This is a genomic window from Plantimonas leprariae, assembly GCF_008802405.1.
In the GTDB taxonomy this organism is placed as follows: Bacteria; Pseudomonadota; Alphaproteobacteria; order Rhizobiales; family Rhizobiaceae; genus Plantimonas; species Plantimonas leprariae.
In genome coordinates this window covers 27,036-43,772 of record NZ_VZDO01000027.1, presented here as the reverse complement: position 1 = coordinate 43,772, position 16,737 = coordinate 27,036, and the positions used below count along the sequence as shown (strand labels likewise).

The window sequence follows — 16,737 nt, the reverse complement described above, 5'->3', positions numbered from 1 at the left end:
GCGCGAGTGCGGCCTTGTAGGCTTTGAAGGTCTCGCGATGCGCCGCGATGGCGTCGAGGACGGCGCTCACTGCCGTCCCTCCGGGTGCATGCGGGCGGCGTCGCAGCCGAAGCGAAGCACAGCGAGGATTTGATCAGCGATCGTCACTGGCAGCGTGAAAGTGGCGTCAGGATGCGGTCTAGCCGGACCCGAGCCCATGAAGTTCTCCATCGCCAAGTCGTGTGCGCACTCCGCGATGGCAATCAGCCTATGGAGCACAAGGTCTAATTCGACTTCGGGTACCTCTACGGACACGGCTTCGCCGGTCGCCCCGTTGGAGTCGTTTTTCATCGATCCATCTCTCTGTCGTTTTTCGATGGTTCGATCTTTAAGCGACATTTACGGGTTGATCAATCTCTTTTCGATAGGTCTGTTTTTAATCGACGGTTTCACGTAAGGCTTCGACATGATCTCTCCCGCCCAATGCCGTGCCGGCCGCGCGCTCGTTCAGATGTCCCAGCAGGATCTAGCGACCGCAGCGAAAGTCGGGATCGTCACCGTTCGGCAATTCGAGATCGGTGCAGCCCAGCCGCGGAACGCGACGCTGGAAGTTTTGCATCGAGCTCTTGAAGCGGCCGGCGTCGAGTTCATCGCCGAGAACGGCGGCGGAGCCGGCGTCAGACTGCGGAAGGAACGCCCGGCATGAACCACGACGAGTTCCGTATCGGCTTGGAGTTCTGGTGCAGCGGCAGGCAGTATCGCTGCACTGACGTTGGCACGCGCGCCGTGCTCGCAATCAGGATCGACCATGCGACGATCGCCACGAAGGACGGCGACACGATCTCGACGCGCACGATCGGCCGCGCCGAGGCCGAAGCGATCGGCTGGTTCGAAGGGCCGCCTTACGGCGTCTTCGAACAAGCGTTCGATGAGGACGACATGGAAGTGTGCAGCCCCGATCAGCGGTAGGCCGGATCCTTGAAGGTGGCGGCGTCCGAGAAGACAGCCGGGGTGCGCTCTAGGCCCCAAATCTTCCGGCCGGCGCGCTGCGGATGTTCGCGGAAATGCGCGTTCCGCTTCTCGAAGTAGCGATCGATCGCCGCCTTGGCCTCGTCGACCGATCCGTAATCGCTGTTGTGGACGATAGCCCGCGCCATGCCGCTGAACACGGCTTCGATGACGTTCAGGAACTGCGCGCCGGCCGGCAGCGGCGCCGTCTCGACTGTCGGTCCGCCATGTTCCGCCGCGGCGGCGTTGTGCGCCTCGATATGTGCCTGCAGCGCCTTCGACACGTGCCAGGAGGCAGCGTCCCACGACAGATACAACCGGCGGCGATCGGCGTAGCGGGCGACGAGCGTGTCCATCATGCGGATCATCTCAGCCGTGTTCTTCTTCGCGCTGTAGAAGTGCGTCACCTGGTTTCCCGACAGTTCCAGTGCCGCCGTCATGATCAGGCGCCCGCGCGATCGCTGCCATTGCGGGACGGTACGTTCCTCGCCTGGCGCCGTCAGCGCCGACCCGCCGCGCGTGCGGATCGAGAACGGGCCGAACTCGTCGATGGAGAAGAACGCCTCGTCGGGCTGCAGCCGCGACAGGATTGCCTGCACGTGCGCGAGCTTCTCGGAGTAGGCGGGATCGGCGGACGTCAGCACGACGCGCGCTTTCCGCCACTTGTAGCCGGCGTCGCGAACGATCTGCGACACGACATGCTGGCAAGCAGGCGTGCCGGCCGCCCGTAGCTGATCGCAGAGATCCGCGATCCGCCAGCTCGTCCGGTTGATCCCATAGTTCGCCGGCGGCTCGTGCAGCAGACGGAAGACCGCTGCCTTCAGTTCCTCGTCGTGCCGCTTTCGCGGCTTGGCCTTGCGCGAGAACAGCGCCGGCGCTCCGCCCTTGCGGAACAGACGCCGATAGCGGCGCTGCGACGCTCGCGAGAGTCCAAGGCAGTCCTGCACGGCCTGGATCTGCAGACCGCGCTCCGCGCCGAGCACCATCAGGCAGCGCTTGCGGTGCGCCAGCGATCCCGTCGTCAGCCGGTCCAGCAGTTCCGACAGATCGGGAACGTGCGCCAGATCGCGGAGCAGCGCCCATCGGTTGATCTCGCCGCTACCGACGGCTCGCAGCCATTCGAAGGCGGCGTCACGGGCACGCTGCCGCTTCGTCGGCCTCGGCCCGACCGCGACCACCCGTGCCGTGTCCCGCAGCGTTTCAGCGCCCCGCGTGGGCGAAAGCACCTGCGCTGTGGGTTGGGACAGATGGAACAGGAAGTCGACAGCGCGGCGCCGGTCGAGCGCGCAGATCAGATCGTAGGCCAGTTCCCAGACGCAGGACGATCGATCCGCCGAGCCCCGCAGATGATCGCGCAGACCGCTATAGCTGCCGTCGTAGCCATCCTCGTCGCGAAGCTGACGGAAGACGTCGACGATCGACGGCCTCGCGCTCGGTGGGAGCCGTTCCGCTTCCGCCAGCCGACGCTTGATCGCCGCGACGTGCGGCCCGAGGCGCGGCATCCGTCCGATCCGTGCGGACTGCGGCGGCTCGGGCTGCGCCAGCATCTTGCGGATCGTGTTCCGGCTGAGATGTTCGCTACGAGCGATGCCGCGGATCGAGGCGCCGTCCTTAAGAACCAGCCGTCGGATACGAGCCCATTCCTTCGGATTGCGGTGCATGCGGGCTTCTCCGCTGCCATAGCTCCAGCTTAGCACGGCTGGCTCGGTCGCCATGCTGGGGAGGGCTGGAACGCTTGGTGAGCGGCGATGGAGAAACTGAGAGCTGTGTCGGTGCGCTTGGCCGACGCTCGACGGAACGGCCGGCTGCAATAGCGGCTAGAATGAATATGCGCTCCGCAGTCCCTCGGCTCGCCGTCGCCCTTCGTCGCTGACGATGACGCCGCCGTTCAGGCGCTCGACGAGCCCAAGGCTTTCCAGATGCCGCATGAAGTTCGGCGCCAGAAAGCGGGCAAGGGACTGGTCCGCGCAGAGCGCAGCCAACGCGCGCTGCTCGTCGGGCGATAGCTGGCCATCGGTCATCTGCGAACGTCCGGTCGGCGCCTTCGCGTACTGCGACGGAGGCACCAGGAACGAAGGTCGCCCGAACACGGCGATCGGCGGGGAACGCAGGATAGACTGATCGCCGAACCTGACGCAGGGCTTGACGGGCAACCCATCCCGATCGTTCACTGACCTACAGCGTTTGGGAGGGCGCCACCGTATCGAGTGCTTTGCACTCGTCTCACACGGAGTTGCCAACGATGGTCGATCAGATCTCCGCAGATCGCTTGCGCCTCCTGGTGCGCCTCGACGATGGGCAACCGCACGGCGACAGTCTCGGCGTCCGGCTTCGATCTTTAAGCGACGAGGACATGGCAGTAGCCGACGACTTGAAGCGGAGTGGGCTGGCGGAAGTCGTCGGCGGCTGGAACGACGTGTTCTGGGTTCGCCTGACCAAACGCGGCTGGCGCATGCGTCAAAGGACACGCACGGCCTGATCGCCAGCTCCGAACGAAGTTCAACTCGCCCCGGCGTTTGGCGCCGGCTCTTCGGTCGAGATAGCGTCCGTGGTGCGTCCCGTTGCTTCCGGCGAACCATCCGTGTGCTCGATGGTGATCGCGACCTTGCCGGGCTTGATCTCGCCGAACGGCCAGGAGAACGCGATCTCGGCTGCGTCGCGTCCGACACCGATCCGCACCAATCCGTCGAGATTGGCCTGCCGCGTCCCGTCGAACAGCCACCAACGGCCATCGAGGTAGGCCTCGAACACCGCGTGAAAGTCGCGCGGCTCAAGACCGTAGGCGTAGCAACTGACGAAGCGCGCCGGGATGTTCAACGCGCGGCAGAAGGCGATGCCGAGATGGGCGAAGTCGCGGCACACGCCGGCGCGTAGGAGCAAGCTTTCGTCCGCCGTGGTCTGCTCGTTCGAGGATCCCCGCCGGTAGTCAATGTTGCTGTAGAGCCAATTGCAGATCGCCGTGACGCGCGAATGGCCCTGTTCAAGATGACCGAACTCGCGTTGCGCAAAGGCGCTGAGGCGATCAGACGACACGAACCGGGACGGCAGGAGGAATGGCATGATGTCGAGCGGCAACGCGGCGACCGGCGTCTCTCGGATCGTCGCAGGATCGGCACGGTGGACGTCGAGCGTCACTTCCGCCTCGTAGCGCACTTCCAGCGGGCCGGCTTGGGCCACAAGGCTGAAGTAGCGATTGCGGATGTCGGGAACGGTGTAGGTTCGGATCTGCCGATCGGGCGTGATCGTCATCCGTTCGACGAGATCGATGTGCCGCTGGAGCTTGGCGACCTCCAGGTTGAAGATGAAGACGGTCGGCGACAGGACTTCGTAAGTCAACTCGCAGCCGAGCTTATAGCGGACGGTCATCGGCAGGCTCAGGTAAGGAAGGATCAGCGGGACAAGCGTCCGCGCGCCGCACGAACCCCATAGCCGGCCGTTGGTTCCAGGGCTGACAGCCGCCGTCAGACGATCGGCAGATCCTCAAGCCGAACGGTTCCATGCTGGCTGGAGAAGGAAAGGTCCGAGCGCGAGCCCTGCTGCTGCGACGCGCCGCCGATGCGGTGGTCGCCCGTATCGTAGACGGTCGTTCTCCCGTCCTGCTCGACAGCCAGGCGCCGCAGGTTCGGGAACACGGCGTAACGGCAGCCGTTCTGCGCGCCGCTCGACGTGGGCTGCCCGAGTTCGTTCGGCCACCAGTTGCGGGAGGGGGCGACGGAGCCGGGGGCGGTTTGATCGGCCGACATTCGATCCGGCAGATCGCCGGCGGCGACCGAACCGGCCAACTCGTCGGCGAGCGCCCGAACGCGCGCCTTCAGCGCGTCGTCGAACATCGCGCCGATCATCAGCATGCCGCCGCGCGTCCACTGCCCCATGCCGCCGAGTTCGGGATGGTTGAACTGCGCCATCGAGCCGCCGCCGGCGGCGATCGCCAGTGCCATGACGCGGCCGGCGTCCTCGCCGAACCCGTGCCGCTCCGCGATACGGCGGATCTTCTCGATCTCATCGTGACGCAGTTGCGGGTCTCGCATGCAGGTTCTCCTGTCCGCACAACGATAGCTGACGACGCACGCTGGCGTCAGTCGATTTCGTCGGTCGTTGCGCGAGTTCGGCTTAACTCGCCAACGCCTCCCGCGCCCGTCCGATCTCGGCAGGATCCAGCCCGGCGGCACCGGCGAAGTCCATCAGGTCCGCCTCGTTCGCCAGGAGGAAGTCGAGCAGCCCGACGAAGAACGTCGGCTCGGCTGCCGCGGCGCGCAAATGGCCGACTTCCAGCCCCGTCACGTCCAGGAAGCGGCGCACCAGCTCGTCGCGGCCGGCGACGAAGCCGAGCGCGTCGATCGCGATCCTCTGTGGATCGCGCTCCGGCGCGGCGGTCGCTGCTGCCTGGCCGGGCTTCGGAAACATCAGCATGGCCGCGCTCCCGTGCGGGCGTAGCCGGTCGAGATCAGGCTGGAGTAGCTTTCGACGATGCTGCGCTGGCCGAGCAGCACGGCTCGGACCGCGGTGCGCGCGTCGCCGCCTGACAACCGCAGAACCTCGTCGACCGCTGCCTCCAGATCGTCGTTGAACGGCAGCTCCGTCACCCGTTCGGCCAGTCTCGACATCTGCGCCTCTCCTGATTCGCCTGTCCCATGATGCCGATGGAAAGGCTCGACGTCGAGAAAATGTTCCTATTCTGTTCTCATCCGTTGAATCGGGGCGAACGGGAATGGTGCATCGGATACGGGACTTCGCAGAGGGCATGCGAAAGGGTCTGGCGATCCGGGTGCGCTGTCCGTGCGGGGTCGACCGGCTGCATCTCGCTCACGACCTCTATGGCTACATCGCGCCGGGCGGCGAGGTCGAGGAACTGCGCTGGCGCTGCCTGAGCTGCGGCGAACGCGCGACCTACGTCCGGTGGGTGCTGGTGCAGGACATCAACCGGCATCTCGTCGAGCCGTGGGCGCCGCCGGCCGGCACGCGGCGCTGGTACTGACGATGCAGTTCAACGCCCGCGAAACCTCCCGCTGCGATGATCGCTGCATGCCTCTTTCGCTCGACGACAGCGGGACCGACCGCGGCTCGGCGAACCTGCACTACGGCAAGCTCGGGGACGCCGTCGCGCACTACCTGGAACTCTCGCTGCCCGAACACTCCGACAGCAAGCCGATCGCGGCCGCGGCGCTGGCGGATGCATGCCGAGTTCGCCGAGGCGCTGGAGCGGCTGAACCTCCGCTGATCCGTCTGCATACGGCGTATGAGGGAGTAACGGGGGTGTTGCGGAGGCAAATCCCTACGGCGTGACGCGTCAGCCGCCGACGGAGCGTGTCGGCCGTCGGAGCATGTCCGCGATCTCGGTCGATTCGTGGAACGCCCGAAGCCGCTTCCTGACCATCGCCACGGCCTCCGCTCCGTCGCATCGCCAGCCGACGAGAAGCCGGACGGCGAGCTGCAGCGCCTCCGCGAACCGCTGCTCGTCGATCGCGATCCCGGCGCCGTTCTTCGACAGGTGGATCAGCGCCATCAGCACGGCCTTGTCCACCTGGCGCGCCTCCGGCACCTTTCGGACGGTTCGGTCCTCTCGCCACTTCTCGGTCCGCGTCCTCGCCTCCTTCGCGATCTGCGTCAGCGTTTTCCTTGCCATCGTGAGCCTCCTGTCGATGCTTCGACACGGTCGGCGTTCGGCTGGAAAGCGGCAACGCGTATGGTGCGCCTTCCGGCGTTCGATTGTCCTTTGATAGAAATCAAACCGGCCACGGCGGCGATACGGCGCATGTATGGGGCAAGGTGGGGCATCGCGGGGCGATATCCGACCTTCGATCTCAGACCGGTATCGCAATCAACACTTTGCCGAGCACCGCTGCGCCTTCGACGACATCGTACAGACACCAAGGATGAGGCTGGTGATTTTGTATGGGCGGCCTTCGTCGGCATCGCTTTTCCTCTAAACGGATCGAACTGAGACAACCCAACATCCAACGCGGCCGGTCCGGCATGCAAACCGACTGATCGTCCGCTCATCAGGCCACGCTGCTTAGCACGGGGTAGAGGCAACTTTCAGAGATGCGATTGCATTGTAATTTCACCAATTGACAAGAATGAAATCGATACGTAATTGATCTCTAGGAGGTGGCAAATGGCTGAGAATGTCTTCTACCTGCACGGGCAACCGAGCCCTGTGGGTCATTTTCTGCGTGTTGGCACCACCGGACATCGTCAGCTTGAGACGCTTCTTGGCGCAGGCAAGACTATGCCCGATCGCGTCGTGATCGAAGCCTCAGCCGCAGGTCGACAGCAGGAGTTGATCCAGTCCTTACGCGAAGCAGGCGCTGAACTGATTCTCGATACCAACATTGCCGAACTCTCGTCGCTCGGCCGTTTTAGTGGTGCGGCGCGAGAGGCTCCTTGGGCCAACCCCTCCGCGGTGCTCAGCCCAGACGATATGAAGGCAAACGCCAATCGGGACGTGATCGGTCAGATCGCGCGTTTCGCGGTCGCGCAGGGGTTTCACGCGGTCCTGGCGCCGACGCACATTCTCGAAGGCTCACCCGACCCTCTATTTGGCACCGATCGCGATGCTACTGCAGCGCTGCGACGCTCTCTCGACGCCGAGGGCGGGGCAAAGATCGACATTCATTACGAACTCAACATCAAAAACGGCTCACTGCGCGACCCGGTCCAGCGCCGAGCCTTCATCTCAGGACTGACTGGCACCCCCTGTGCTAGCGTATGGTTCCGCGTCTCGGGCTTCGGCGCCGATGCTACGCCGATGGGATTGCGCCGGTACATCGCAGCTATGCTCGATTTCACTCGCCTCGACCGGCCGATCGTCGCCGATGGGGTCGGTGGGCTTGCCGCGATTGCGATTGCCGCGTTCGGCGCGGCCGGCGGCATTTGTCACGGGGTTGCGGAAAGGGAACGTTTCGATGCTTCAGATTGGGCTAAGCCACCGAAGCCCGGTGGCGGCGGTCGTGAAAGACGTGTCCTGATCGGTGCGGTCGACCGACTCCTAAGCGTGAAACAGCTCGAAACGCTAATGGCCGCGCCAGGGGCACGCAAGGCGCTTAGCTGCCACGACCGTCACTGCTGCCCACATGGGCTTGAGGATATGCTGAAAGATCCAAAAGCACATTATCTGCGCCAACGTGCCCGGCAGATCGCTGATATCGCACGTGTGCCAGATAGCCGCCGTGTTCGCCATTTCCTCGATCAGGAACTCGCGCCAACCGAACGGGCGGCCCGTAATGCAGCCAAACTCAAGGTAGCAGATGACAGCTTAGTCGAGATGTTAACGCGCAGCAGCGAGCGTCTCGAGAAGATGCATGGGGTGCTTGAAGATTTGGGACGCACGATTGATGGGGCACCGCGAGCCGCGTCGCCGGAGAGGTCACGCTCCGCGCGTGTCACACTCAGTCACGTAAGGCGTTGAGCCATGTCCACTGCAGTCACCCGTATTCTCGACGACCTGAGAACCTTTGGCGGCCTCCAAGGCAAAGACATCGCGAACATTGTTAACGTCTCGACAGCCACCGTCTCGCGCTGGTCACACGGTAACGGAACGCCTAACCTTCATACGCAGACGGTCATGGCTGATCTGCGCTATGTCGTGGATCGGCTGTCGGACTTCTACACTGCGGACGAGGCGCGGCTGTGGCTGCACTCGCGTCATGCCCTGCTCGGCAACGAGCGAGCGATTGATCTCATCAATGCAGATCGAACTGAAGACGTGCTGGCGGTGATCGAGCGGCTCGACGCCGGGGCATTCCTGTAAGGCTCAAGCGTTGCAAGACCGTCGCGCCCGAGACCTTGAACTGCTTGACCTCATCGACAGTCATGATGGCATTCCTTTTGAAGGTGATGTCTGGCGGATCGTCCGCGAAGAACGCGACGTGCTGCAGGGATACCCAGCCGGTGCACGCTGGGATCCTGGCACTTTTGATGTGCTCTACACCGCACTAGAGCGCGACGGCGCGCTCGCCGAAATTCATTTCCACCTTAGTCGTCAGCCGGTTTTCCCTTCCAAACTGCGCTCGATGTTGCATCGATTAAGCGTGCGCACGAGCCGCACTCTAAAGATCGCTGATCTTGAGGCATTAGAAGGCTTGGGAGTCAGCCGCGACAGCTACCAAACGCTCAACTACGATCGCTGCCAAGAGATCGGCGACGCAGCCCAGTTCCTTGGCTTTGACGGCATACTGGCGCCGAGCGCCCGTTGGTCGTGCCAGAATTTGGTGCTCTTCGTCGATCGGCTCGGGCCCGATGATCTTCAGATAGTCGAAAGCGAGCCCATCGACTGGAAAGCCTGGCGCGAGAGCCAACGCAAAAGCAGATAAATCGCGGATATGATCTTCAGCGTTCGATATCGAGTTCCACTGATGATCCGACGAAGCTCACTCTTTTTCTGACCGCTGGCTACGAGATGTGTTTGGATCAAGCTTGCTGTCCTCATAGATCCGAACCTATCGTCGACCCCATGCGCCTCTTCTATGCCGCCGCTACGCTTCTTCTAAGCACCATCGCAGCCTTTGCGGAGGGAGAGGCGCTTTTCCAGAACTTCGAATATGGAACCGAGCGCCAGGAAATCGTCCAATCGGTAGGAGCAACCCCGTGCGGGGAAAGCGGCAATCTCTGCGTCAGGAACCAGACCTTCGCAGGCGAGCCCGTCGAATACGTCTTTCTCTTCCGTGAAGGGCTGCTGACGAACTTCCGTCTGATCTTCGAGAACCGCGAAGACGCCGTCGCTGCGATGACGGCAGTCAACGGCACGAAGGCTTGGCTCCCCGTCTGGCTGCAACGATCGAATACCGGACAGACTGTCGATGTTCTGCTGACGATGCATCGCTCGGGACCGCAAGAGGCCGCTTCGCAGGCGATGAGCCTTCAATCGGAAGACGAGGAAGGGACCTATACGGCAAGCATGCTGGAGAAATCCAAGGACTTCGAAGTGACGAAGTTCGGTTCTTTCGTGGAGGCCCTACGAGGCGTTCCATCGGGCGTGCGCAGGCTCGATGTCGTCCTGAACAAGAATGCGAGCGCCTTCACCTTCAGCCTGCCCGCCGACGACCGGAAGGCGGCGATACCGAAGCTGCCGAAGTTCTGAAGTCTCGGTCATTCCTCGACCTTCCAAGTCACCTTCGACCGCATCTCGCCGGTGTCGATGAGGGGCTTGCTGGAGCCCTTCTGCCGGACCGTGGACGGGGCGTTCGGCGGGCTGGAAAGCGAGGTGATCTCCGACTGGATGTCGCCTTGCGCGAGCGCGCCGAGCCGTCCGAGCACCTTCCGGGTGGACGCGGCAGGACTCCCGCCACCCTTCGCTACGTCGACGATCTCCCGCGCCGCAGCTTCCATTGCCTTCCGGTACTTCTCCCAGTTCGCCCGCATCGCGTTGCGCATGAACGGGCGCTCGGGAATGGTGCGGGTGCCGAACTCGTTGAACGTAGCACGGGCGACAATGTCGCTGTTCGCCTTGCCGGCCGGAAAGCCGACCTTCACCTGTCGAGGGCCACGGCCCAGGGCATGCAGCGCCCGCAGCGCCGCCTTCAGCTTGCCGGGGCTCTTGTGTTCGACGCGGGCGGTGACGTGGATCGTCATCACGGGCTCGCAGGCGATTGCGCGACCGCCGGACGAGTTGGCAGGCTGGGGCCAGCCGTCACGAGCGGGCGGGGTCGGACGGCGGACTGCCCCAGCCCGTCGAACCGTCCGCCGCTTCCGCTCAACCCGCCGTTCAGCCGCTTGAGCCGGGCTTCCGCCTGATCCGCCGCCGCGTTGAACTGCGTGAGATCCAGCGTGCCCTTGGCGTTGAAGCCGACGGCGAGGTCCGCCAGCATCGCCTTCGCGACGTTCGCAGGAGCGAGGAAGCCCGTAATATCCAACGTGGCCTTCGCCACCTCCGCTAGGCGCTGCGGGTCGACGCCGAACTGGCGCTTGATCGAAAAGGCCTCGTTGCGCCCCACGATGGCGTTTAGGTCGTCGCGAGGAGGTGGTAGAGCCGGAGTGAACTTCGCCAGACCGTCGCGCATCCCGCCGATCAGGCTTTGAACGCCTTCGCTTTGGAACCAAGCTCGGACACGAGCGCCCACCTCACGACCTGCCATCTGGGCTTCGCGGTTCTCCTGTGCCTGGTCGAAGAAGGCGGCACCGAGGGCGAAGTCACCGCCCATCGCACCAGCCATCGGCGTGTCGTAGAGATCGCGCCGCTTCTTCGTGTCCATGGCACCGACGACGCCCATGGAAGCTGCGCCGAGAACCGCACTCCCGGTCGCCACGGTGGCCGCAGGACTGACGGCGAGGCCCCCGGCAGTCCCAGCCGCTCCTGCGCCTGCGGCGCCCGCGCCAGCCCCCGCTCCAGCGGCTGTAGCGGCACCGGCCGCGGCGCCAGTCCAACTGATGCCCGCCAGCGAACTGAGAAGCCCGACCGCCCACTGCATGCCCTTGAGCAGCACGAGCGCCCCGGACAGCGATCGAAGCGCCGAGGCGAACAGCGTCAGGCCAACGGCAGCGGCAGCGAACCACCCGGCCGCCTTGGCGATCTCGCCGAGCGTCGAGGCCACCGTCTGAGGGTCGGCCCCGAGGAAGTCCGCCAACGCCTTCACGAAGTCGCCGATCACACTGTCGCCGCCGGCCATGTACGAAAGCCAGTCCTCGACCGCGAGCGCGGCAACGCTGAAGGCCGTGGCGATCGGGAACATCCGAGCGAACAGCAGGCCGAGCACCGTCAGGAACGGTTTGATCTTCCCTTCGAGGTCCGTGCCGCCGAACACCTTGATCAGGTTCTGCACATCGGTGGTGATCTGGTTCGCCAGCCACGTGAAGCCGTTCGACAGGCGGCGACTCACCTCGTCCAGCTTGCCGCTTGCGTCGAGCCGGCCGATCCAGTCGAGAAGGTCCGCCAGCCGGTTCTTCACCGTGTCGAAGAAGCCGCCTCGCCCGATCCGGCGCTGGAAGTCTTGCCACGCGTCGCCGAGGTTCGACATCATGCCGCCGAACGTCTTCGACTGACGCAGCATCGCTCCCGAAAAGCGGCCCTCGAAGTTGTTCTTCAGCCAGCGGGTGACCTCGTCGCCCGTCTTCTTCACCGTCTCGCGGACGGTCTTGCCGTCCTTCGTCCACTGGAAGGTGACCTTCTGCCCTTCTTGGCTGGCGACGATGCCGAACTCCCGAAGCCTCTCGAACTGGAAGGATGCTGCGTCCGCGAACGCCTCCACCGCCTGATCCAGCGGCTTATTCATCGCCGAGGCGGCGTCGCCGAGCGTCTTGAGCGTCCCGTCGGCAGCATCGAGGCCGTAGCTCTTGAGCTTGATGAAGCTGTCCGTCACGCCCGCTAAATCGTACGGCGTCTGCTTCGCGAAGTCGGAAATCCAGTCGAGCGATGCCTTCGCCTTCTCCGAGCTGCCCTCGATCGTCGTCAGCGCCGCCTCGAAGCCCTCCCATTGCGAAGACGCGTCGATCACGCCTTCGCCGAGCGCGACGCCGGCCGCAGTCGCGGCAGCACCAAGAGCAAGAGCGACAGGACGCAACTTCTCGACGAGGCCATCGCCGAAGTCGGCCAGCCCGCGGCTGATGTCCCGAGAGGTGGCCTCCACCTTCTTCGCGACGCCATCCAGGTCGCGCTCGAACCGAGCGGCGTCACCGTTGCTCCGGTATTCGAGCCCGAGAATGGCTACGATCTCGTCGAGGATCATGCGGCAAGCCTTTCCCTGGCGTCGGCCGCCATAGCGACGATGGTGACGTATTGGTTGGAGGCGGGATCGAGCGGGCCGCCCACGCGCCACATGCACGAGCAGGCCCGGCAGCGGCCGCCGGGCGGCATCAGGCCGGTGAGCATCTCGTCGAGGTTCGGAAACAGCGTTTTCGCGAGCGCGTAGAGCGCCGCCGATCGCGTGATGCCGTGTTTGCGCGCCCGGTCGATCACGAGGCTCTGGAGCAGGCTCGCGGTGAACGGCACTCCCTTCGAGCCGGTCAGGGTGACGATCGCGTCCACGCCCGCGCAGGAGCGGAACACGAGGGCATAGACGACGTCTCGCCACTTCGCCCGCACCGTGCGTCGCTCGGCCTTCGTCGCCGGCCGGATCGCGCAGAACTCACGATCGAGCAGCCGAAGATCGTCCAGCACCGTTTCCGACGGCATGATCAGCGAGCGCGGCCTTGAAAGGGGACGAAACTGCGACGCCGACATCAGGCAGCCTTCGACGAGCCGGCCGGCAGCATGCCGACCATCTCGAAGTCGTTGACCTGGAAGACGCCCGGAAAGCGCCGGCCGCCGGCGATCAGCTTCTCGGCGGCGGCGGTGATGCAGAACTCGTTCGGCGTCACGCCGGCGCGGTTGGCCGCATCGAACAGCGCCTCTCGGAAGTCGCGGTTCACCCGCGCGCCGTTCAGGAAGAGTTGGGCCGAAGCCATGCAGCGATCCTCCGTGTCTTCAGAAGATCAGAGCACAGGCCGCCCGCGTATGGGATTAGGCACGTCTATGTATGGATGGGCAGAATGCGCTCAAGTGGCTGTCGAGCCATCTCGGACGATCATTGGTCGATCGAGATGGCTCGACAGCGGACGTAACGCAAGCTGATCTCGGCTGCCGCCTCCATCGCCCATTGCTCGACGCTTGTACGTCCAACGTTGACTTGGGGTGAATTAGGAATCATCGCCCTTTCGGTCTTCTCCTATGTCCTTAGGCTTTGGTTCGGCGCGATGCTTCTCGTCACTGCCGTTCAGGCAAACGGTCCATGTCGCTGAAGCGCTCAACGCAGTCGCCTAAGGGCTGCTGACGATGACGGCAAATGTCGGACGCTGCAGTTCCATCGTTCCGGAACCGTAGAAACTCGCCACGTAGCTATGCAATCAGCGCTCGACGTCCCGGCCAAAACGGGTTTCGACACCAGCCAACCTGAGCTTGGGAGATGCGCCGTCAGAGACGCATCAACCTCCCGTTGTCGAACAAGTGTTCCAGCTGTCGATCCGCCCGTCGGCACCTGCAAATCTTCCACCTTGGAGGCCGATGAAAGTCGCGACCGCCGATCTGCCGGCAACCGACCGCAGCACCGTCGCGCAGGCGCCCGCGAGGGCGCATGGACGGATCGTGTTCGCCAACCAGTTGCGCGGGCTCGCGGCGCTCTGCGTCGTGTTCCAGCACCTGACCTACAACTACTGGCTGGAGCCCGAACTGGTGAGCGCGCAGACGGCTTCGCCGCTCCGTGCGACCCCGGTCCCCTGGACGGCGCTGACCGAGCCGCTGCCGTTCCGCTTCGGCTTGGTAGGGGTTGCCATCTTCTTCGTCATCAGCGGCTTCGTGATCCCGTTCTCGGTATCACGTTTGTCGCGTGCCGGGTTCCTGCTGGCTCGCGCGATACGCATCTTCCCGGTCCTCGTCGCCAGTATGGCGCTGGGTTGCCTCGTCGTCTGGTTCGGCGCGCGCTTCTGGGGAAGGCCCTATCCCTTCGGCTTCCGGCAGTTCGTACTCAACGCGACGCTGCTGCACTACGATTACAACTACGCCAGCATCGACCTCGTGAACTGGTCGCTCGTGATCGAGGTGCGGTTCTACCTTCTGTCAGCCGTGCTCGCCGGGGCGATCCGGGCGGGCCAGGCGGCGGTCGTCGTGGCGGCATCGGCGGCCGGCTGCCTCCTCGACGTCGGCCTGACGACCTACGGCATCTTCTCGGTCGAGGTCGCCGTCACGACGATCCACATGCTGATCTTCATGCTGGCCGGCACGCTTCTCTATTTCCACCACCGAGAGCAGATCTCGACGGCGGAATGCGTTTCCTTCTCGTTCGTCCAACTGGTCCTGTTTCTAGTGACGTGGCGCTTCGGAGTGCATCAGGCCGATTTCCCCAACCTGCCGAGCTACCTTGCAGGCTATGGCATCTTCGTCGCCTGCTATCTCAAGCGGAACAGCTTCTTCGATCTCTTGGTCCTGGACGGTCTGGCGTCGATCAGCTTCCCCTTGTACCTGTGCCATACGCTCCTGGGTTACAGCTTCCTGCAGGCAGCGCTCCAGACGACCGCCCTGCCCTGGTTCCTCGCCTTGCCGCTCTGCGTCACGCTTGTCGTCGCGGCGGCGATCGCGCTCCACCACCTCGTGGAACGACCGACGATCCGACTCATCGGCCGGCTCAAACGTCGGACGCCATAGCCTGCCCGGAACGAGCCTATTCGGCCGCCTCGCGCCTGTCTCGACCGTGATAGGCGTCGAGCACTTCCCGGATGGGACCGAGCAACCTGAGGCGTCCGTGTTCCATCCAGGCCCCGGTGGTGCACCAGCGCAGAAGAAGGTCGTCCGAGTGCGAGGCGACGACGAGAAGGCCGGCCCTGCCGACGAAGCCTTCCATACGCTGCTTGGCGCGCTCTAGAAACGCTGCGTCGCCGGCGCCTATGCCCTCGTCGACGAGGAGGATGTCGGGATCGATAGCGGTCGAGATCGCGAAGGCGAGGCGCGTCGCCATGCCGGTGGAATAGGTCCGCAGCGGCATGTCGAGGAAACGGCCGAGCTCGCTCGTCTCCGCGATCTCCGGCGTCCGCTTCGCGATCTCGCGGCGCGAGAAGCCGAGGAGCCGGCCCCTGAGCGCGATGTTGTCCCAGCCGGTCGCATCCTCGTCCATGCCGAAGCCGATGTCGAACATCGAGGCGACCGTTCCCTCCGAGCGCATGCGGCCCGCCGTCGGATGGTAGATGCCGGCCATGACCTTCAGGATGGTCGACTTGCCCGCGCCGTTGTGGCCGACGAGGGCGAGGCGCGTGCCGTGCCCGAGCTCGAGCGAAAGCCCATCGACTGCGCGCACGAACGTCCGCCCGCCGCCGAGGACGACCCGTCCGCCCGTCGCCGCCGACACGACGTTGTTCTTCAGGGAGCGCGTCGAGGCGTTGTAGACGGGAATGTCGACGACGACGTCGCGGAGCACCATCGATGCCATCGTGTCAGGCCCAATACGCGATGCGGGTGCGGAAACGGCCGTAGAACGCCGTCGCGGAGACGCCGAGGACCGCGGTGATCGCGAGGACGGCGATCCAGTTGCCGGCGCGCACGGTGTCGCCGAGCAGCGGATCCCGCGCGATCTCGATGAAGTGGTAGAACGGATTCAGCTGCACGAACCACGACCGGTCGGCGAGCTGTTCGGGATGCCAGATCACCGGCGTCATGAAGAACATGACCTGCACGACGTTCCCGACGATCATCGGCACGTCCCGGAACCGCGCGGAGAGCGGCCCGAGGATCATCGCGACGAAAAGGCCGTTCAGCGCGATCAGCGTGATCGCCGGGACGGCGAGGAGGACCCCGACGCCCGGGCGAAGCCCGAAGCCGATCGCGACCACCACGTAGATCGCGAAGTTGTGGAGGAAGACGACGAGCTGGTTCCAGACGAACTTCAGCATGTGGACCGAAAGGGGGAGCCGGATCTGCCGGATGTAGCCGGAGGCGCCGGTGAACACGTGGCAGGCGCCGCCGATCACGCCGCTGATCAGGTTCCACATGATGAAGCCGACCGCGAGGAACGGCAGGTATTCGTGGATGTCCATCCCGAAGATGCGCGAGTAGAGCAGGCCGAGGCTGCCGATCAGGACGCCCATCGAGAGCGTCAGCCAGAACGGCCCGAGGGCGGAGCGGCTGTAGTGCCGGCGCACGTCGCGCCAGCCGAGATACAGCCACAGCTCCGTGAGCGCCATGCCGTCGCGAAGATCGCGCAGGGCGGCGGCGAAGCCGTCCGGGCGGGCCTCCGGCATCGCCTCGGCGGAGGAGGGGGTGCCGCGGCTTTCGATAAGGTTCGTCATCCGCCG

General features: G+C 64.5%; 22 protein-coding genes. 9 read left to right on the top strand and 13 right to left on the bottom strand.

Translation table 11 applies throughout. The features are described 5' to 3' along the window. Window positions 1–66 precede the first annotated feature (66 nt). A complete protein-coding gene (locus tag F6X38_RS23800) occupies window positions 67–330 on the bottom strand; it encodes a hypothetical protein (RefSeq protein ID WP_210248906.1) in 264 nt (87 codons plus the stop codon). 351 nt (window positions 331–681) lie between these two features. On the opposite strand from F6X38_RS23800, the gene F6X38_RS22490 reads away from it, so the two are divergent. After that, the gene (locus F6X38_RS22490; RefSeq protein ID WP_150973845.1) at window positions 682–948 is read left to right on the top strand and encodes a hypothetical protein; all 267 of its coding nucleotides are present in this window, start codon (window positions 682–684) and stop codon (window positions 946–948) included. Here the strand turns inward: F6X38_RS22490 and F6X38_RS24245 are convergent. Together F6X38_RS24245 and F6X38_RS22480 are read right to left on the bottom strand one after the other, a co-directional pair. Beyond that, the gene (locus tag F6X38_RS24245; protein WP_343033247.1) at window positions 939–2,648 is read right to left on the bottom strand and encodes an IS630 family transposase; all 1,710 of its coding nucleotides are present in this window, start codon (window positions 2,646–2,648) and stop codon (window positions 939–941) included. The genes F6X38_RS22490 and F6X38_RS24245 overlap by 10 nt on opposite strands. Window positions 2,649–2,804: 156 nt before the next feature. Beyond that, complete coding sequence (locus F6X38_RS22480) at window positions 2,805–3,140, bottom strand: hypothetical protein (RefSeq protein WP_150973843.1); 336 nt, start codon at window positions 3,138–3,140, stop codon at window positions 2,805–2,807. 89 nt (window positions 3,141–3,229) lie between these two features. On the opposite strand from F6X38_RS22480, the gene F6X38_RS22475 reads away from it, so the two are divergent. After that, window positions 3,230–3,466: a hypothetical protein gene (locus F6X38_RS22475; protein ID WP_150973841.1), complete on the top strand. Its 237-nt coding sequence runs from the start codon at window positions 3,230–3,232 to the stop codon at window positions 3,464–3,466. Between the two features lie 20 nt (window positions 3,467–3,486). Here the strand turns inward: F6X38_RS22475 and F6X38_RS22470 are convergent, their stop codons facing one another. The 4 genes from F6X38_RS22470 to F6X38_RS22455 form a co-directional block, all read right to left on the bottom strand. Then, window positions 3,487–4,353, bottom strand: a complete 867-nt coding sequence (locus F6X38_RS22470; RefSeq protein WP_150973839.1) for a transglutaminase-like domain-containing protein — start codon at window positions 4,351–4,353, stop codon at window positions 3,487–3,489. A gap of 95 nt (window positions 4,354–4,448) precedes the next feature. Then, a complete protein-coding gene (locus tag F6X38_RS22465) occupies window positions 4,449–5,015 on the bottom strand; it encodes an SHOCT domain-containing protein (protein WP_150973837.1) in 567 nt (188 codons plus the stop codon). Between the two features lie 82 nt (window positions 5,016–5,097). Then, window positions 5,098–5,397 (bottom strand): DUF3572 family protein, encoded by a 300-nt coding sequence (locus F6X38_RS22460; protein WP_246191500.1) that lies wholly within the window; start codon window positions 5,395–5,397, stop codon window positions 5,098–5,100. Beyond that, on the bottom strand, window positions 5,391–5,591 hold the full coding sequence (locus F6X38_RS22455) for a hypothetical protein (protein WP_150973835.1): 201 nt from the start codon (window positions 5,589–5,591) through the stop codon (window positions 5,391–5,393). Before F6X38_RS22455 ends, F6X38_RS22460 begins: the two co-directional genes overlap by 7 nt. A gap of 137 nt (window positions 5,592–5,728) precedes the next feature. Between F6X38_RS22455 and F6X38_RS22450 the strand changes: the two genes are divergently transcribed. Further along, window positions 5,729–5,962 carry a hypothetical protein gene (locus tag F6X38_RS22450; RefSeq protein WP_150973833.1) on the top strand — a complete coding sequence of 78 codons (234 nt, stop codon included), beginning with the start codon at window positions 5,729–5,731 and terminating at the stop codon, window positions 5,960–5,962. Window positions 5,963–5,964: 2 nt separating this feature from the next. Beyond that, window positions 5,965–6,270, top strand: a complete 306-nt coding sequence (locus F6X38_RS22445; protein WP_150973831.1) for a hypothetical protein — start codon at window positions 5,965–5,967, stop codon at window positions 6,268–6,270. Window positions 6,271–6,274: 4 nt separating this feature from the next. On the opposite strand, the gene F6X38_RS22440 is transcribed toward F6X38_RS22445, so the two are convergent. Then, window positions 6,275–6,610, bottom strand: coding sequence for a hypothetical protein (locus F6X38_RS22440; protein WP_150973829.1), 336 nt, complete (start codon window positions 6,608–6,610; stop codon window positions 6,275–6,277). A 492-nt stretch (window positions 6,611–7,102) separates the two neighbouring features. Between F6X38_RS22440 and F6X38_RS22435 the strand changes: the two genes are divergently transcribed. The 4 genes from F6X38_RS22435 (at window position 7,103) to F6X38_RS22420 (ending at window position 10,066) form a co-directional block, all read left to right on the top strand. After that, window positions 7,103–8,395: a hypothetical protein gene (locus F6X38_RS22435; protein WP_150973827.1), complete on the top strand. Its 1,293-nt coding sequence runs from the start codon at window positions 7,103–7,105 to the stop codon at window positions 8,393–8,395. 3 nt (window positions 8,396–8,398) lie between these two features. Further along, entirely contained in the window at window positions 8,399–8,737 is a 339-nt protein-coding gene (locus F6X38_RS22430; RefSeq protein WP_150973825.1) for an antitoxin Xre/MbcA/ParS toxin-binding domain-containing protein, read from the top strand. Window positions 8,738–8,747: 10 nt separating this feature from the next. Then, entirely contained in the window at window positions 8,748–9,299 is a 552-nt protein-coding gene (locus F6X38_RS22425) for an RES family NAD+ phosphorylase (protein WP_150973823.1), read from the top strand. Window positions 9,300–9,439: 140 nt separating this feature from the next. After that, the gene (locus F6X38_RS22420) at window positions 9,440–10,066 is read left to right on the top strand and encodes a hypothetical protein (RefSeq protein WP_150973821.1); all 627 of its coding nucleotides are present in this window, start codon (window positions 9,440–9,442) and stop codon (window positions 10,064–10,066) included. A gap of 8 nt (window positions 10,067–10,074) precedes the next feature. Here the strand turns inward: F6X38_RS22420 and F6X38_RS22415 are convergent, their stop codons facing one another. From F6X38_RS22415 to F6X38_RS22405, 3 genes are all read right to left on the bottom strand, one after another. Then, window positions 10,075–10,557, bottom strand: coding sequence for an HK97-gp10 family putative phage morphogenesis protein (locus F6X38_RS22415; RefSeq protein WP_150973819.1), 483 nt, complete (start codon window positions 10,555–10,557; stop codon window positions 10,075–10,077). Beyond that, a complete protein-coding gene (locus F6X38_RS22410; RefSeq protein WP_150973817.1) occupies window positions 10,557–12,992 on the bottom strand; it encodes a tape measure protein in 2,436 nt (811 codons plus the stop codon). The genes F6X38_RS22415 and F6X38_RS22410 overlap by 1 nt, the downstream gene beginning before the upstream one ends. A 148-nt stretch (window positions 12,993–13,140) precedes the next feature. Beyond that, complete coding sequence (locus tag F6X38_RS22405) at window positions 13,141–13,365, bottom strand: hypothetical protein (protein ID WP_150973815.1); 225 nt, start codon at window positions 13,363–13,365, stop codon at window positions 13,141–13,143. Between the two features lie 595 nt (window positions 13,366–13,960). Here F6X38_RS22405 and F6X38_RS22400 point away from each other — a divergent pair. After that, complete coding sequence (locus tag F6X38_RS22400; RefSeq protein ID WP_150973813.1) at window positions 13,961–15,097, top strand: acyltransferase family protein; 1,137 nt, start codon at window positions 13,961–13,963, stop codon at window positions 15,095–15,097. Between the two features lie 16 nt (window positions 15,098–15,113). Here the strand turns inward: F6X38_RS22400 and F6X38_RS22395 are convergent, their stop codons facing one another. After that, window positions 15,114–15,875, bottom strand: a complete 762-nt coding sequence (locus tag F6X38_RS22395; RefSeq protein ID WP_150973811.1) for an ABC transporter ATP-binding protein — start codon at window positions 15,873–15,875, stop codon at window positions 15,114–15,116. A 4-nt stretch (window positions 15,876–15,879) separates the two neighbouring features. After that, window positions 15,880–16,731: an ABC transporter permease gene (locus F6X38_RS22390; RefSeq protein WP_246191499.1), complete on the bottom strand. Its 852-nt coding sequence runs from the start codon at window positions 16,729–16,731 to the stop codon at window positions 15,880–15,882. Window positions 16,732–16,737: the final 6 nt, after the last annotated feature.

Bases quoted from the DNA above. Each gene is read 5' to 3' on its own strand.
- F6X38_RS24245 (WP_343033247.1), bottom strand. From the start codon at position 2,648: ATGCACCGCAATCCGAAGGAATGGGCTCGTATCCGACGGCTGGTTCTT.
- F6X38_RS22450 (WP_150973833.1), top strand. From the start codon at position 5,729: ATGCGAAAGGGTCTGGCGATCCGGGTGCGCTGTCCGTGCGGGGTCGAC.
- F6X38_RS22395 (WP_150973811.1), bottom strand. From the start codon at position 15,875: ATGGCATCGATGGTGCTCCGCGACGTCGTCGTCGACATTCCCGTCTAC.
- F6X38_RS22405 (WP_150973815.1), bottom strand. From the start codon at position 13,365: ATGGCTTCGGCCCAACTCTTCCTGAACGGCGCGCGGGTGAACCGCGAC.
- F6X38_RS22415 (WP_150973819.1), bottom strand. From the start codon at position 10,557: ATGACGATCCACGTCACCGCCCGCGTCGAACACAAGAGCCCCGGCAAG.
- F6X38_RS22455 (WP_150973835.1), bottom strand. From the start codon at position 5,591: ATGTCGAGACTGGCCGAACGGGTGACGGAGCTGCCGTTCAACGACGAT.
- F6X38_RS22460 (WP_246191500.1), bottom strand. From the start codon at position 5,397: ATGCTGATGTTTCCGAAGCCCGGCCAGGCAGCAGCGACCGCCGCGCCG.
- F6X38_RS22465 (WP_150973837.1), bottom strand. From the start codon at position 5,015: ATGCGAGACCCGCAACTGCGTCACGATGAGATCGAGAAGATCCGCCGT.
- F6X38_RS22390 (WP_246191499.1), bottom strand. From the start codon at position 16,731: ATGACGAACCTTATCGAAAGCCGCGGCACCCCCTCCTCCGCCGAGGCG.
- F6X38_RS22420 (WP_150973821.1), top strand. From the start codon at position 9,440: ATGCGCCTCTTCTATGCCGCCGCTACGCTTCTTCTAAGCACCATCGCA.
- F6X38_RS22445 (WP_150973831.1), top strand. From the start codon at position 5,965: ATGCAGTTCAACGCCCGCGAAACCTCCCGCTGCGATGATCGCTGCATG.
- F6X38_RS23800 (WP_210248906.1), bottom strand. From the start codon at position 330: ATGAAAAACGACTCCAACGGGGCGACCGGCGAAGCCGTGTCCGTAGAG.
- F6X38_RS22435 (WP_150973827.1), top strand. From the start codon at position 7,103: ATGGCTGAGAATGTCTTCTACCTGCACGGGCAACCGAGCCCTGTGGGT.
- F6X38_RS22430 (WP_150973825.1), top strand. From the start codon at position 8,399: ATGTCCACTGCAGTCACCCGTATTCTCGACGACCTGAGAACCTTTGGC.
- F6X38_RS22400 (WP_150973813.1), top strand. From the start codon at position 13,961: ATGAAAGTCGCGACCGCCGATCTGCCGGCAACCGACCGCAGCACCGTC.
- F6X38_RS22490 (WP_150973845.1), top strand. From the start codon at position 682: ATGAACCACGACGAGTTCCGTATCGGCTTGGAGTTCTGGTGCAGCGGC.
- F6X38_RS22470 (WP_150973839.1), bottom strand. From the start codon at position 4,353: ATGACCGTCCGCTATAAGCTCGGCTGCGAGTTGACTTACGAAGTCCTG.
- F6X38_RS22440 (WP_150973829.1), bottom strand. From the start codon at position 6,610: ATGGCAAGGAAAACGCTGACGCAGATCGCGAAGGAGGCGAGGACGCGG.
- F6X38_RS22475 (WP_150973841.1), top strand. From the start codon at position 3,230: ATGGTCGATCAGATCTCCGCAGATCGCTTGCGCCTCCTGGTGCGCCTC.